Origin of the sequence: Actinomadura syzygii (genome assembly GCF_008085905.1) — a bacterium.
GTDB classification, from domain to species: domain Bacteria; phylum Actinomycetota; class Actinomycetes; order Streptosporangiales; family Streptosporangiaceae; genus Spirillospora; species Spirillospora syzygii.
Genome location: NZ_VSFF01000001.1, coordinates 422399 through 436019, shown reverse-complemented (window position 1 = coordinate 436019; position 13621 = coordinate 422399). Strand labels below are relative to the sequence as shown.

Genomic DNA, 13621 nt, shown 5'->3' with positions numbered 1-13621 from the left:
TGGCGGTTATGTGTGCGTGACGAGGATCTCCGGGCGCTCGACGCAGTCGGCGACGAAGCGCAGGAAGCCGCCCGCGACCGCCCCGTCGCACACGCGGTGGTCGAACGCGCAGGTGAGCTGCACGACCCGGCGGAGCCGGACCTCGCCCTCGAACGCCCACGGCCGCTCGACGATCCGGCCGACGCCGAGCATCCCGGCCTCGGGATGGTTGATGATCGGGTCGGCGCCGTCCACGCCGAAGACGCCGTAGTTGTTGAGGGTGAACGTCCCGCCGGTGAGGTCGGCGGGGGTGAGGCGGCCGTCGCGGGCCGCGTCCGTCCGCTCGCGCAGCTTCCCGGAGAGTTCGGCGAGGGTGAGGCGGTCCGCGTCCCGGACGACCGGCACGACGAGCCCGCGCTCGGTCTGCGCTGCGAACCCGAGGTGCACGTGCGGAAGCCGGACGATCTCCTCTCGTTCGACGTCCACGTAGGAGTTGAGCTCGGGGAACCGGCGCAGCCCGGCGACGCAGATCCGGGCGAGGAGGGCGAGCAGGCCGACCCGCGCGTCCGGGTCCGCCTCGTTGATGGACTCCTTGAGCTCGACCAGCCGAGTGGCGTCGGCGTCCACCCAGGTGCTCGCGTCGGGGATCTCGCGGCGGCTGCGGGACAGCTTCTCCGCCGCCGCGCGCAGCGGCCCCTTGAGCGGGACGCGCACCGCGCCGTCCTGCGGCACGGGTGGCGGCGCGGCAGGCGGTGTGGACGGCTGGGCGGCGGTGATGGCGGCTTCGACGTCGCGGCGGAGCACGACGCCGCCCGGTCCGGACGGCGGCACCGCGGCGATCTCGACGCCGTGTTCGCGTGCCAGGCGGCGGACCATCGGCGAGATGACCCGGGGGGCGTCCGGCCGCCCGCGCGGTACGGGGGTCCCCGCGGACGGCCGGACGTCGGTTCGGTGGGCCTCGTTCCGGCGGGAGTCGTTCCGGCGGGCGGCGGCGCGGCGGCGGCGTCCGGCCGGGCGGGACGGGCCCGTCCCGTAGCCGACCAGCACGTTCCCCGAGCCGCCCTCGTCGGAGCCCGCGTCCTCGGAACCCTCGACGGCGACCGCGATGAGCGGTTCGCCGACGGTGACGACCGTCCCGGCCTCGCCGTACAGGCGGGTGACCGTCCCCGCGATCGGGACGGGCACCTCGACGGCGGCCTTCGCGGTCTCCACCTCGACCACCGCCTGGTCGACGGTGACGACGTCGCCGACCGCGACCTTCCACTCGACGACCTCGGCCTCCGTCAGGCCCTCGCCGAGGTCGGGCAGCCGGAAGACCCGCTCCGCCAGGGTCGCGGTCACGCGGCACCGTCCAGGTCGAGGTAGCGGGTGTCGGGCTCGTCGTCGCGCTGGAGCCGGTCGAGCGCGTCCAGGATCCGGTCGACGCCGGGCAGGTGGTGGCGCTCCAGCATCGGCGGGGGATAGGGGATGTCGAAGCCGGTCACGCGCAGCACGGGCGCGGCCAGGCTGTGGAAGCAGCGCTCCTGGACGCGCGCCGCGACCTCCGCGCCGACGCCCGCGAACCCGGCCGCCTCGCTGATCACGACGCACCGCCCGGTCTTCCGGACGGACGCCGCGACGCCGCCGTCGTCGAACGGGACGACCGTCCGCAGGTCGACGACCTCCAGGTCCCAGCCCTCGGCGGCCGCGGCCTCCGCCGCCTCCAGCGCGACCGGCACGGACGGGCCGTAGGCGACGAGCGTCGCGTCCGCGCCGGGACGCCGCACCTCCGAGCGCCCGAACGGCGCCGTCCGCGCGGGGAGCGCGACGTCCTTCTTCGACCAGTACAGCTTCTTCGGCTCCATGAAGATGACGGGGTCGGGGTCGTCGATCGCCTCCCGCAGAAGGGAATAGGCGTCGTCGACGGTGGCGGGCGTGACGACCTTCAGACCCGGGGTGTGCGCGTAGTAGCCCTCGCTGGAGTCGCAGTGGTGCTCGACGCTGCCGATTCCGCCGCCGTAGGGGATGCGGATGACGATCGGCAGTTCGACCCGTCCGCGCGTCCGGTTGCGCATCTTCGCGACGTGCGACGCGATCTGCTCGAACGCCGGATAGGCGAAGGCGTCGAACTGCATCTCGATGACGGGACGGAACCCGCCCATCGCCATTCCGACCGCGAACCCGGTGATGCCCGCCTCGGCGAGCGGGGTGTCGAAGCACCGGTCGTCGCCGAACTTCGCGGCGAGCCCGTCGGTCACCCGGAACACGCCGCCGAGCGCGCCGACGTCCTCCCCGAAGACGAGGACGCGCTCGTCCGCCGAGATCGCGTCCCCGAGCGCCGCGTTGATCGCCTGCGCCATGGTGACCGACACAGGCTCGGGTCCCGTCATGACTGGACCTCCTCGGCTTCGAGTTCGTCCCGCAGGAAGGCGCGCTGCTCGTCCAACTGCGGGGTCGGCGTGCCGTAGACGTGCTCGAACAGGTCCAGCGGCGCGGGGTGGGGGTCGGCGTTCAGCGCCGCGCGCGTGCGGGCGGCGAGGTCCTCGGCCTCGGCGGCGGCCGCCGCGACGTCCTCGTCCGTGAGGTGGCCGCGCCGCCGCAGGTACGCCTCCAGCCGGGCGATCGGGTCGCGGCGCCGCCATTCCTCCGGCTCGGAATCGGCGCGGTACCGGGTCGCGTCGTCGGCGTTCGTGTGCGATTCGAGCCGGTACGTGTGCGCCTCGACGAGGAACGGCCCATTGCCGGAGCGCGCGTGCTCGACGGCGGCGGCCAGCACCGCGAGAACGGCGACCGGGTCGTTCCCGTCCACCCTTTCGGAACGGATTCCGTACCCGACGCCTTTGTACGCCAGCGAAGGGGCCGCGGTCTGCCGCTCCAGCGGGACGGAAATGGCGTACTCGTTGTTCTGCACGAAGAAGACGGCGGGAGCCTTGAACACCGCCGCGAAATTCAGGGCCTCGTGGAAGTCGCCCTCGCTCGTCCCGCCGTCGCCGACGCAGGCGAGGGCGACGCGCCCCGTCCCCTTGCGCTGCTCGGCGTAGGCGAGCCCGGCGGCGTGGACGGTCTGCGTCGCGAGCGGCGTGCACTGCGGCGCCACCCGGTAGCGGTGCGGGTCGTAGCCGCAGTGGGCGTCCCCGCGCAGCAGGGACAGGGCCTCGGCCGGGTCGATGCCGCGCGTCACCAGCGCCACCGACTCGCGGTAGGTGGGGAACAGCCAGTCGCCGTCGTCGAGGGCGAGCACCGCGCCGACCTGGCACGCCTCCTGCCCGTGGCTGGACGGGTACACCGCGAGCCTGCCCTGCTTGGTCAGCGCCGTGGCCTGCGCGTCGAACCGGCGTCCGACGACCATCGCGCGGTAGGCGCGGCGCAGCAGGTCGGGGCCGGGCGCCGGGTAGCGGGGCCGCGGCCGGGCCGCCGCCCCCGCGTCGGTGAGGAACCGGACGGGCCGCGCCGACGGGAGCAGCGCCCCGGGACCGCCATCGGACGCCCTGCCGTCGAGCCGGACGTCCGTCATCGCCGTACCTCCCTCATCAGCCCTGCCCTCCTCAACCAGACGGTGGTAGGAATATGAATCAGGATTGCCATAAGTCTCAATAGCTACACTGATTTGCGGACATCTGGTCGAAACAAGGGGTCAGGATGGACCAACTGTCGTTCGAGCCGCCGTCCGGCCTCGCTCCGGTCGGACGTTCGGCCGCGCCGCTGGACGACGTCGACCGCGCGATCCTGCGGGAGCTGGAGGCAGACGGGCGGCTCTCCATGCGGGGCCTCGCCGAGCGGGTCAGCGTCTCCCGCTCCAGCGTCTACGCGCGGGTGGAGCGGATGGTCGCGGACGGCGTGATCACCGGGTTCACCGCCCGCGTCGACCCCGTCCGGGCCGGGCTCGGCACGTCCGCGTACGTCCTGATCAGCATCGAGCAGCACTCCTGGCGCGAGGTGACCGAGCGGCTGCGCAAGGTCCCCTACATCCAGCATCTGGCGTTCGTCGGGGGCGACGTCGATGTGATCGTACTGGTCCGTACGCCCGACAACGGCACGCTGCGGGACGTCGTCCTCGCGCGGATCCACGCGGTGGAGGGCGTCCGCTCGACGCGCACCTGGCTCATCTTCGACGAGGCGGCGGGCGGCGGCGGGCTGCACTGATCCGGCCCCGGGGTGACGGTCGTCCGACCGTTCCGACCAGCGCTTCCTAACGTGTCAACGGGTTTCGGGTGAACAGATGTTGCCCACCGTTCCGCCATTCTCCAGAAGATGTTGACGATTTCCTTGGACGTTTTGGACCGGTTCGGCTTCCGGCCTGCGGTGGTCATATGCCATGGCGGCCGCCATTCGGAGGTGGAACGGCGCGCAAGCCTTGCCCGCGCCGCGGACTAAGGGTTAACGTTCGACTACCAGATAGGAAAGTTTCCTATCAGATGGAGTACGCATGCCCCGCTCCCCTCCATCGCCCGTGCCACGGCCGTGCCGTCCCCTGGAGCCGCGGCGCTCCCCGGCCCCGGCAGCAGCCGGGCCGTACCCGCCGCGGGCCGACCGGCCCGAACCACCCCGACCGCCCACGCACGGCCGAGCACCGCGAGAACGCGAGGAAATCGACCACCCCAGAACGCAAGGACCCCCCGCATGAAGAAATCAACGCGCAAACTCGCCGCCGTCACGGCCGGCGTCGGAATCGCACCGCTGGTCGCCGTCGTCCTCCCCGCCACGGCGGCCCTCGCGCACGGCTACGTCTCGGCGCCGCTGAGCCGCCAGGCGCAGTGCGCGCAGAAGATCGTCCAGTGCGGAGCGATCCAGTACGAGCCGCAGAGCGTCGAGGGCCCGAAGGGCCAGCGGACGTGCAGCGGCGGCAGCCGGTTCACCGAGCTGAACGACGACAGCAAGCCGTGGAAGGTCACCACCGTCGGCCGGTCCGTCAGCTTCACCTGGACGTTCACCGCCCGGCACCGCACCACCAACTACGAGTACTTCGTCGGCGGCCAGAAGGTCGCCACCGTCGACGGCGGGAACACCCAGCCCCCGTCCACCGTGACCCACTCGGTCAACCTCGGCAGCTTCAGCGGTCGGCAGAAGATCCTGGCGGTCTGGAACATCGCGGACACCGGGAACGCCTTCTACGCCTGCGTCGACGTCAACATCCAGTAATGCGCCGATTCCTGCCCCTGATCGGGGCCGTGCTGCTCACGGCGGGCACCGCGTCCGCCGTCCTGCCGATGACGTCCGCCTCCGCCGCGGACTGCTCCGCCGCATGGAACGCGTCCAGCGTCTATAACGGCGGCGCCAAGGTGTCCTATGGCGGGCACAACTGGTCGGCGAAATGGTGGACGCTGAACGAGAAGCCGGGAAGTGGCACGATCGTCTGGGCCGACCAGGGAACCTGCGGCCCCGTCGATCCCCCCGACGACCCCGGAGATCCCGGTGACCCCGGCAACTCCGCGGATTTCGTGGTGAGCGAAGCCCAGTTCAACCAGATGTTCCCGAGCCGGAATTCGTTCTACACCTACCAGGGGCTCACCGCGGCGATGGCCGCGTACCCCGCGTTCGCCAACACCGGAAGCGACACCGTCAAGAAACAGGAGGCGGCCGCTTTCCTGGCGAACGTGAACCACGAGACCGGCGGGCTGGTCTACATCGTGGAGCAGAACACGGGCAACTACCCGCATTACTGCGACGCGAGCCAGCCCTACGGCTGCCCCGCCGGGCAGGCGGCCTACTACGGCCGCGGGCCCATCCAGCTCAGCTGGAACTTCAACTACAAGGCCGCGGGCGACGCGCTCGGAATCGACCTGCTGCACAACCCGTGGCTGGTCGAACGGGACGCGGCCGTGTCGTGGAAGACCGCGCTGTGGTACTGGATGACCCAGAACGGGCCCGGCACCATGACCCCGCACAACGCGATGGTCAACCAGCGCGGTTTCGGTGAGACGATCCGCAGCATCAACGGCAGCCTGGAATGCAACGGCGGAAACCCGTCCCAGGTGCAGAGCAGGGTGAACGCCTACAAGAGGTTCACGGAACTTCTCGGCGTCCAACCTGGCGGCAACCTGACCTGCTGACCGGACGTCGCGGACGCGCCATCCGGACGCATCGCCGAAAAGGACCCGCGCACGGCCACCGCCGTGCGCGGGTCTTTCGCTTTTCGCGGCGATTCAGCCGCCGTCTGCGGGGACGTAGAGGCGGATGTCGTCGACGTAAGCCTCGCCCTCGTAGTAGTTGAGATGAGGGTCGCCGATGATGAACGAGTCCGGATAGGCCGAGCCCTTCGGCCATGCGTGCTCGGTGGTGTACGTCCCGGCAGGACCCTTGTGGACGAGCCGCCGGTCGAACCGCCCGTCGTACTCCTCCGGCGTCTGGTTGTAATGCCAGATCGGACGCCCGTTCTCGATGAAGTCGTGGTGGACGCGCAGCGTCGCCTGCCCGATGTTCCGGAACGGACCGCTCATTTCGAGCGTGTACCCGGTGCGGTCGCGTTCCACGGCGAACCGGTAGGCGGCCTCCGGCAGCAGTTCCGGCCGGATCTCGGCGCTGGTGAGGTGTCCCTCGAACCGGTTGCCCGGCCCGTACGGCTTGTCCATCGAGACGTTTCCGCACCTGGTCTTGATGTAGTACTCGTTGCTGATGTTGTTGTTCGCCGTCTCGCGGAACAGGTCGCCGCGCGGGAACAGCGCGTTCACGCCGTTGAACGTCCCGTCGAAGGTGCGGTAGATCCGGCCGGTCCTCGGGTCGCAGGTGCCCGCGTTCTTCCAGCGCGCGTCGTCGCTGTAGTAGCCGTCCATGATCACCTTGCGGCGGAAGTGGATGCCCGGGTTGCCGTGCGGCGCGGGGGTCGCGTAGTCGAGGATCGTCATGTAGTAGAAGCCGTTCTCGCGCGTCACGTCCGGGTAGTCGCAGCGCTTCCTGCCGGGCAGCGCGCCCTGGAACGTCCAGGGATAGCGGGTCTTGCACGGCTCCTTCGTGTAGCCGTTGTGGCGGCCTTTGTAGTCGAACGTGCCGTTCCGTTTCCCGCCGAAGTCGATGCCGCGCAGCGTCATCTCCACGCGGTAATGGCGGGGGAGCGGGCGGGTGGGGCGGATGAGGACGCCCGCGTCCCAGCTCGGCTCCGAGATCCGCCCGACCTTGCGTCCGTCCGGCAGGGTCTTGGCCGACAGCCCGGGACGCGAGTCGGGACGGCCGTCGCGGTCCTTGTCGACGGCGGCGACCTCGGCGGTCAGCCACCCGTTCCGGCCGAACGCGACGCGCTTGCGGAACACGTTCAGCGTCGCGAGCCGCCGCGCGAACAGCGGCCCGCTGATCTTCTTCCAGGCTTCGCCGTCGTCGTCGAACGCGTCCACGTTCCACGGGCTGCGCGGCCCCTGCGGGTCGAGGCGCCACGGCGCCCCGTCGACGCGCGGCGGACGGTCGAAGCCCTCCTCATCGACCAGCCTCCAGCCGTTCCGGGCGGGCCCGGACGGCGCCGTCCCGGTGGCGGTCCCGGTGGCCGCCGCGGGCCAGGCGGCGACGGCCGCCACGGCTGCCGTGCCCGCGACCACGGCGGTGATCTTCCAGCATCTCCCCATGTCAGCGGACTTTAGGAGGGCCGTGCCGGGGCGCGAGGCGACCGCTGGCACCCGGGCGGGAACTTGCCCGTCCCTTGGCCGACTCGGGGTGGGCGGGGCATGGAAAGGGCCCGGCCGGGGATCCTCCCGGGCCGGGCCCTCGTCATGGGGGCGCTGTCGCGTCAGAGGTTCTTCGGACGGTACGCCTTGTACTCGCTGCCCGCGTTCAGGCCGTAGTCGCGCGTCCGGTAGTCGGTGCCGTACCGGCCGCGCTGCTCGTACGCCCAGTAGGACGTGTGGTCGCCGTCCGCCCACTTCTCGAAGATGACGACGTGCCGGGTGGTGTTGGTGCCCTGGGCGTCCATCACGAGGTCGCCCTTCTTCAGCTCGGACATCGTGATGCGCTCGGTGTAGCGCGACGACGTCAGGCCGACGGTGTTCGGGCCGGGCTTCGCGAGCCCGAGCGTCATGGCGACGAATCCCGAGCAGTCGGTGCGGTAGCCCTGGTAGCTGTTGGTCTGGCTGTAGCGGACGCGCTCATCGGTGCCGGGGCGCCACGTCTTCGCCAGCTCGATGACCCTGTCCCGCTTGGACTTGGAGTCGGTGGCCCGGGTTTCGGACGTCCTGCTCTCGGACGCCCTGCTCTCGGACGTCTTGGAGTCGGACTTCTTCCGGTCCGCCTTCCCGCTGTGGGAGGACGTGCGGCCCGGCTCGTCGCCGTCGCCGCCGTTCGCCTTGCCGGGGACGGTCGCCACCGCGGCGGCCGACTGCGCGGACTCGGAGTCGAAGACCCCCGCCTGGGCGGTTCCCGCGATCACGCCGAAGGCGGCGAGACCGGCCACCGCGCCCACGACGCGGGGCGTCGTGTTCAGAGTGTCACGGACTTTGTGCAGGGGGTTACGGTACTTGCCGTGCTTGCCGTTCAAGGGGGCTCCTTCTTCCAATTCGCCTGCCGGGTTAGCTGACGGGTTCGGGCTTGGAAGTCGCCCTACGGCCTGCGGACAGGCCGACTCACCCCAGTGCGAGGATGTGGGTCCCCGGCTCCGCGCGAAGGCGGACTCGGCGAAGCCGCTGCGATCCACCGGGGCGCGATGGGGCCCCTACGCGGGACCCGGTGTCCCGCGTGCGAAAGAGCGGCGTTTGAGTTGTGGCCCGATGCGACCGGCCCGCCTCGGGGCCGTGCCGGATGGGGCCCGCGTGTCCGGTGGGACACGAGGGACAAGAGCGCCTGGGGGGCGCCTTGAGAGCGACAAGCTAACGCAAAGCCCCAAAAGAAGGCAAATTACGACAAAATCATTATCGACCCAGTTCAGAAGGGTCACGTCCCGGAACGCCGGTCGGGCCGGGCGTCAGCGGGCGGACGGCGCGTCCGGCAGGCCGGGCACCGGACGTGCCTCGCGCTCCTGCGTGCGCGGCGCGCTGACCGCGAGATGGAGCAGCAGGATCCCGGCGATCTGGGCGAGGTGGTAGGCCGACGTCGGGTCCAGGCCGACGCGGCCGGTGACGCCCGGGTCGATCGCCTTCGCCGCCGCCGCGGCGCCGCTCGCGGCCAGCGCGGCGATCATCGGACCGGCCATCGGATGGCGCCGGACGGCGGCCCGCCCCCACAGCGCGAGGATGCAGACCATCGTCAGGCTCTCGCAGGCCAGCAGCGCGGTGACGCCCGCGTGCCCGGTGACCGCGAGGACGGCGTAGGCGCCGATCCCGATCGAGCGCAGCAGCCAGAACGTCCGGCCGTGCCGGGGGCCGAGCACCTCGGCGACCGTCCCGGCCAGCAGGTAGGACACCGCGACGACGACCATCGCGCTGATCACGGCCCAGCTCGGCCCGTCCAGCGCGGCCGAGTGCTTCACGAACCCGTGGTGGACGAACCCGGCGAGCGCCGCCGCCCCCGCCCACCAGAACGACGTGCGCCAGTGCCGGTGCGCGCCGGTGCGCCCGAGCCGCGCCGCCAGCGCGACGGTGACCAGGCCGAGCGCGAGATCGGTGAGGGCCGGCGCCGGTTCGGCAAGCATGCCTGCACGGTACCCGGCGATCCGCGAGAGGTCCGCGCCAAATCTTGACTGATTCAAGAAAATGGTCCAGCCTGTCTGCGTGACCACGATCTCGGAGTACGAGCGGCTCCTGCGCGGGGCGGCTCTGCGGGTGACCCGTCCGCGGGTGGCGGTACTGAGAGCGGTCCACGCCCACCCGCACGCGGACACGGACTCGATCATCGGCGCCGTCCGGCACGACCTGCCGAAGGTGTCCCACCAGGCCGTCTACGACTCGCTGCACGCGCTCACGGCGGCGGGGCTGGTACGGCGGATCCAGCCGTCCGGCCATGTGGCCCGGTACGAGTCGCGGGTCGGGGACAACCACCACCACGTCGTCTGCCGGTCCTGCGGCGCCATCGCCGACGCCGACTGCGCGGTCGGCGAGGCGCCGTGCCTGACCGCGTCCGACGACAGCGGCTACGCGATCGACGAGGCCGAGGTCATCTACTGGGGCGTGTGCCCCATGTGCTCCGCAACCTAGAGAGTTCCTGCATCCACCCCCGCAGTGTCCTGGGAGGGAACCACACATGTCAGAGAACAAGGAAACGACCGCCTACGACACGAACGCGGCAGGCGAGGGCGGCTGCCCGGTCGTGCACACGCGGGCCCCGCATCCGACCCAGGGCGGCGGCAACCGCGGCTGGTGGCCGGACCGGCTCAACCTGAAGATCCTCGCGAAGGACCCCGCCGTGACGAACCCGCTCGGCGCGGACTTCGACTACCGGGCGGCGTTCCAGACGCTGGACCTGCCCGCCGTGAAGCGCGACATCGCCGAAGCGCTCACCACCTCGCAGGACTGGTGGCCCGCCGACTTCGGCAACTACGGCCCGTTCATCATCCGGATGGCGTGGCACAGCGCGGGCACCTACCGGGTCAGCGACGGGCGCGGCGGCGCCGGGTCCGGGCAGCAGCGCTTCGCGCCGCTGAACAGCTGGCCGGACAACGCGAGCCTCGACAAGGCCCGCCGCGTCCTGTGGCCGGTCAAGCAGAAGTACGGCCAGAAGATCTCCTGGGCCGACCTCCTCATCCTCGCCGGAAACGTCGCCCTGGAGTCGATGGGCTTCACGACCTTCGGCTACGCGGGCGGACGCGAGGACGCCTGGGAGGCCGACGAGGACGTGTTCTGGGGCCCCGAGTCGACCTGGCTCGGCGACGAGCGCTACACCGGCGACCGCAACCTGGAGAGCCCGCTCGGCGCGGTCCAGATGGGCCTGATCTACGTCAACCCGGAGGGCCCGAACGGCAACCCGGACCCGATCGCGGCGGCCCGCGACATCCGCGAGACGTTCGGCCGGATGGCGATGAACGACGAGGAGACCGTCGCGCTCATCGCGGGCGGCCACACGTTCGGCAAGACGCACGGCGCGGGCCCGGCCGACAACGTCGGCCCCGAGCCGGAGGGCGCCCCGCTCGAACAGCAGGGCCTCGGCTGGAAGAGCAGCTACGGCACCGGCAAGGGCGCCGACACGATCACCAGCGGCCTTGAGGGCATCTGGACGAACACTCCCACGACCTGGGACAACACCTTCTGGGACATCCTGTTCGGGTACGAGTGGGAGCTGTTCAAGAGCCCGGCGGGCGCGAACCAGTGGCGGCCGAAGGACGGCGCCGCCGCCGACCTCGTGCCGGACGCGCACGACCCGTCCAAGCGCACCCATCCGACGATGCTCACGACCGACCTGTCGCTGCGGTTCGACCCGATCTACGAGCCGATCTCGCGCCGGTTCTACGAGAACCCGGACCAGTTCGCGGACGCCTTCGCCCGCGCGTGGTTCAAGCTGACCCACCGCGACATGGGGCCGATCGTCCGCTACCTCGGCCCGGAGGTCCCGTCCGAGGTGCTGGTGTGGCAGGACCCCGTCCCGGCCGTCGACCACGAACTGGTCGACGCCGCGGACGTCGCCGACCTCAAGCGGCGGATCCTGGCGTCGGGGCCGACGATCGCGCAGCTCGTGTCGGTGGCGTGGTCGGCGGCGGCGACGTTCCGCGGCACCGACAAGCGCGGCGGCGCGAACGGCGCGCGGATCCGGCTGGAGCCGCAGAGCAGCTGGGAGATCCACGAGCCGGACGAGCTGGCGATCGTGCTGCGGGCGCTGGAGGGCGTCCAGGAGTCGTTCAACGCGGCGCAGACCGGCGGCAAGCGGGTGTCGCTCGCCGACCTGATCGTCCTCGGCGGGGTCGCCGCGGTCGAGCAGGCCGCGAAGGCGGCGGGCCACGACGTCGAGGTCCCGTTCACGCCGGGGCGCACCGACGCCTCGCAGGAGAACACCGACGTCGAGTCGTTCGCGCACATGGAGCCGGGCTCGGACGGGTTCCGCAACCACCTGGGCAAGGGCGAGCGGCTGCCCGCCGAGAACCTGCTCGTCGACCGGGCCAACCTGCTCACGCTGAGCGCGCCCGAGATGACGGTGCTGGTCGGCGGCCTCCGCGCGCTCGGCGCGAACCACGGCGGGTCGTCGCTCGGCGTCCTCACCGACCGTCCGGGAACGCTCACGAACGACTTCTTCGTCAACCTGCTCGACATGGGCACCACGTGGGCCCCGGCCGAGGACGGGACGTACGAGGGACGCGACGCGAGCGGCCAGGTCCGCTGGACGGGCAGCCGCGTCGACCTCCTCTTCGGCTCGAACTCGGAGCTGCGCGCCGTCGCCGAGGTCTACGGCAGCGACGACGCGAAGGAGAAGTTCGTGCGCGACTTCGTCGCGGCCTGGGACAAGGTCATGAACCTGGACCGCTTCGAACTGCGCTGATCCTGGCGTCCCGCCCGGGACGACGTGAACGTCCAGGCCGATCCGCGAGGGTCGGCCTGGACTTTCGTCTTTTCGGGAAAGCCCGTCCCGCGGGGCCCCGGCCCCCCGGGCGGCCCCGCCCTCTCGCCTGGGGACGGTCCGCGCGGGCGGGCGGGGCCGGTCACCCGCGGCACCGCTCCCAAGGCGCGGGGTGACCCCTCGGCGACGGCTGGGGAAGTCACCGCCGGTATCTACCTCAGCGCCGCCGCCCGCGAACGTGTCACAGGCGGGGCGTCCTGACTCGGCCAAATGTCGTGGTCATTCGGGTTCCTGGGGATATGACGGGTATCAGGGTGGATGGACCACTGGCAGCTGGGGGCGATCATGACCGTGGTCGGCACGTGGAACGTGGAGAACCTGTTCAAGCCGGGCGGCGAGTTCGGACCGAAGGACCAGGCCGCCTACGACGCCAAGCTCGCGGGCCTCGCCGCGACGATCCGCACGTCCGGGGCGGACGTCCTCGCCGTCGAGGAGGTCGGGGACCCGGACGCGCTCGCCGAGCTGGCGGGCCGCCTCGACGGGGAGTGGTCGCACACCACGTCCGCGATCTTCGACGAGAAGCATCCGATCCGCGTCGGGTTCCTGTCCCGGCTCCCGTTGGAGGTGATCGCGGACCGGGCCGCGTTCGCCCGTCCGCTGGCCCCGATCCAGGCGGGCGACGACGGCGGGACGGCCGACCGGATGGGACGCGGCGCGCTCGCCGTCCGCGTCACCGAAGCCGACGGCCGGGAGCTCGTCCTCGTCGCCGTCCACCTGAAGAGCAAGCTGCTGTCGTTCCCGCCGGGACCGGGCGGGCACTCCCGCTTCCAGCCGCGCGACGAGGGCGAGCGCGCCCGCGTCGCCGCCTACGCCCTCTACCGGCGGGCGGCCGAGGCCGTCACCGCGCGGGCCCTCGCCGACGAGTTGCTCGCGGGCGAGGGCCGGGCCCGGCAGGTGATCGTGATGGGCGACCTCAACGACGAGCCGGAGTCGGCGACGACGCAGATCCTGCTCGGCCCGCCCGGCTCCGAGCTCGGCACGCCGGGGGCGGACCGTCCCGACAAGGGCGACGGGAGCCGGCTCTGGAACCTCGCGCCGCGCATCCCCGAGGGCGAGCGGTTCTCCCGCGTGTTCCACCAGCGGCACGAGCTGATCGACCACCTGCTGGTGTCGCACGCGCTGCTCGGACGCACGCTCGACGTCCACACCCTGCGGGCGCAGGACGGCGGCCTCCCGTCGGTGACCGAGAATCCGGCGGCCCGCCGCGACGACCCGGCGTCCGACCACGCGATGGTCTTCACCCGCCTCACCGCCTGACCAGCCCAGTCCG

The 13621-nt window shown here is 71.6% G+C and carries 12 protein-coding genes and 1 riboswitch; of the genes, 6 read left to right on the top strand and 6 right to left on the bottom strand.

The window, feature by feature from the left end; all coding sequences use genetic code 11:
• Nucleotides 1-6: 6 nt before the first annotated feature.
• Genes FXF65_RS02190 through pdhA form a run of 3 tightly spaced genes read right to left on the bottom strand, consistent with a single transcriptional unit; the run spans nt 7 to nt 3472 of the window.
• The gene (locus FXF65_RS02190) at nt 7-1320 is read right to left on the bottom strand and encodes a dihydrolipoamide acetyltransferase family protein (RefSeq protein WP_246198302.1); all 1314 of its coding nucleotides are present in this window, start codon (nt 1318-1320) and stop codon (nt 7-9) included.
• On the bottom strand, nt 1317-2348 hold the full coding sequence (locus FXF65_RS02185; RefSeq protein ID WP_148347933.1) for an alpha-ketoacid dehydrogenase subunit beta: 1032 nt from the start codon (nt 2346-2348) through the stop codon (nt 1317-1319). Before FXF65_RS02185 ends, FXF65_RS02190 begins: the two co-directional genes overlap by 4 nt.
• Nucleotides 2345-3472: a pyruvate dehydrogenase (acetyl-transferring) E1 component subunit alpha gene (gene pdhA / locus FXF65_RS02180; protein ID WP_148347931.1), complete on the bottom strand. Its 1128-nt coding sequence runs from the start codon at nt 3470-3472 to the stop codon at nt 2345-2347. Before pdhA ends, FXF65_RS02185 begins: the two co-directional genes overlap by 4 nt.
• A 125-nt stretch (nt 3473-3597) precedes the next feature.
• Between pdhA and FXF65_RS02175 the strand changes: the two genes are divergently transcribed.
• From FXF65_RS02175 to FXF65_RS02165, 3 genes are all read left to right on the top strand, one after another.
• On the top strand, nt 3598-4101 hold the full coding sequence (locus FXF65_RS02175) for an Lrp/AsnC family transcriptional regulator (RefSeq protein ID WP_148347929.1): 504 nt from the start codon (nt 3598-3600) through the stop codon (nt 4099-4101).
• 477 nt (nt 4102-4578) lie between these two features.
• On the top strand, nt 4579-5097 hold the full coding sequence (locus FXF65_RS02170) for a lytic polysaccharide monooxygenase auxiliary activity family 9 protein (protein ID WP_148347927.1): 519 nt from the start codon (nt 4579-4581) through the stop codon (nt 5095-5097).
• Nucleotides 5097-6008, top strand: a complete 912-nt coding sequence (locus FXF65_RS02165; RefSeq protein ID WP_148347925.1) for a glycoside hydrolase family 19 protein — start codon at nt 5097-5099, stop codon at nt 6006-6008. Before FXF65_RS02170 ends, FXF65_RS02165 begins: the two co-directional genes overlap by 1 nt.
• A 93-nt stretch (nt 6009-6101) precedes the next feature.
• Here FXF65_RS02165 and FXF65_RS02160 read toward each other — a convergent pair whose 3' ends face one another.
• The 3 genes from FXF65_RS02160 to FXF65_RS02150 form a co-directional block, all read right to left on the bottom strand.
• The gene (locus FXF65_RS02160) at nt 6102-7508 is read right to left on the bottom strand and encodes a hypothetical protein (protein ID WP_148347924.1); all 1407 of its coding nucleotides are present in this window, start codon (nt 7506-7508) and stop codon (nt 6102-6104) included.
• 161 nt (nt 7509-7669) lie between these two features.
• The gene (locus FXF65_RS02155) at nt 7670-8413 is read right to left on the bottom strand and encodes an NlpC/P60 family protein (RefSeq protein WP_148347923.1); all 744 of its coding nucleotides are present in this window, start codon (nt 8411-8413) and stop codon (nt 7670-7672) included.
• A 6-nt stretch (nt 8414-8419) separates the two neighbouring features.
• A riboswitch (cyclic di-AMP (ydaO/yuaA leader) is annotated at nt 8420-8562 on the bottom strand.
• A 274-nt stretch (nt 8563-8836) separates the two neighbouring features.
• A complete protein-coding gene (locus FXF65_RS02150) occupies nt 8837-9502 on the bottom strand; it encodes a DUF6962 family protein (RefSeq protein WP_148347921.1) in 666 nt (221 codons plus the stop codon).
• Between the two features lie 79 nt (nt 9503-9581).
• Here FXF65_RS02150 and FXF65_RS02145 point away from each other — a divergent pair, with 79 nt between their 5' ends.
• The 3 genes from FXF65_RS02145 to FXF65_RS02135 all read left to right on the top strand — a co-directional run bounded on the left by FXF65_RS02145 (nt 9582) and on the right by FXF65_RS02135 (nt 13608).
• Complete coding sequence (locus FXF65_RS02145; RefSeq protein WP_187412034.1) at nt 9582-10004, top strand: Fur family transcriptional regulator; 423 nt, start codon at nt 9582-9584, stop codon at nt 10002-10004.
• Nucleotides 10005-10050: 46 nt separating this feature from the next.
• Nucleotides 10051-12273 carry a catalase/peroxidase HPI gene (gene katG, locus FXF65_RS02140; RefSeq protein WP_148347917.1) on the top strand — a complete coding sequence of 741 codons (2223 nt, stop codon included), beginning with the start codon at nt 10051-10053 and terminating at the stop codon, nt 12271-12273.
• Nucleotides 12274-12609: 336 nt separating this feature from the next.
• A complete protein-coding gene (locus FXF65_RS02135) occupies nt 12610-13608 on the top strand; it encodes an endonuclease/exonuclease/phosphatase family protein (RefSeq protein ID WP_222868325.1) in 999 nt (332 codons plus the stop codon).
• Nucleotides 13609-13621: the final 13 nt, after the last annotated feature.

Coding starts and splice junctions, on each gene's coding strand:
- FXF65_RS02185 (WP_148347933.1), bottom strand. CDS start 2,348: ATGACGGGACCCGAGCCTGTGTCGGTCACCATGGCGCAGGCGATCAAC.
- pdhA (WP_148347931.1), bottom strand. CDS start 3,472: ATGACGGACGTCCGGCTCGACGGCAGGGCGTCCGATGGCGGTCCCGGG.
- FXF65_RS02175 (WP_148347929.1), top strand. CDS start 3,598: ATGGACCAACTGTCGTTCGAGCCGCCGTCCGGCCTCGCTCCGGTCGGA.
- FXF65_RS02170 (WP_148347927.1), top strand. CDS start 4,579: ATGAAGAAATCAACGCGCAAACTCGCCGCCGTCACGGCCGGCGTCGGA.
- FXF65_RS02165 (WP_148347925.1), top strand. CDS start 5,097: ATGCGCCGATTCCTGCCCCTGATCGGGGCCGTGCTGCTCACGGCGGGC.
- FXF65_RS02160 (WP_148347924.1), bottom strand. CDS start 7,508: ATGGGGAGATGCTGGAAGATCACCGCCGTGGTCGCGGGCACGGCAGCC.
- FXF65_RS02150 (WP_148347921.1), bottom strand. CDS start 9,502: ATGCTTGCCGAACCGGCGCCGGCCCTCACCGATCTCGCGCTCGGCCTG.
- katG (WP_148347917.1), top strand. CDS start 10,051: ATGTCAGAGAACAAGGAAACGACCGCCTACGACACGAACGCGGCAGGC.
- FXF65_RS02135 (WP_222868325.1), top strand. CDS start 12,610: ATGGACCACTGGCAGCTGGGGGCGATCATGACCGTGGTCGGCACGTGG.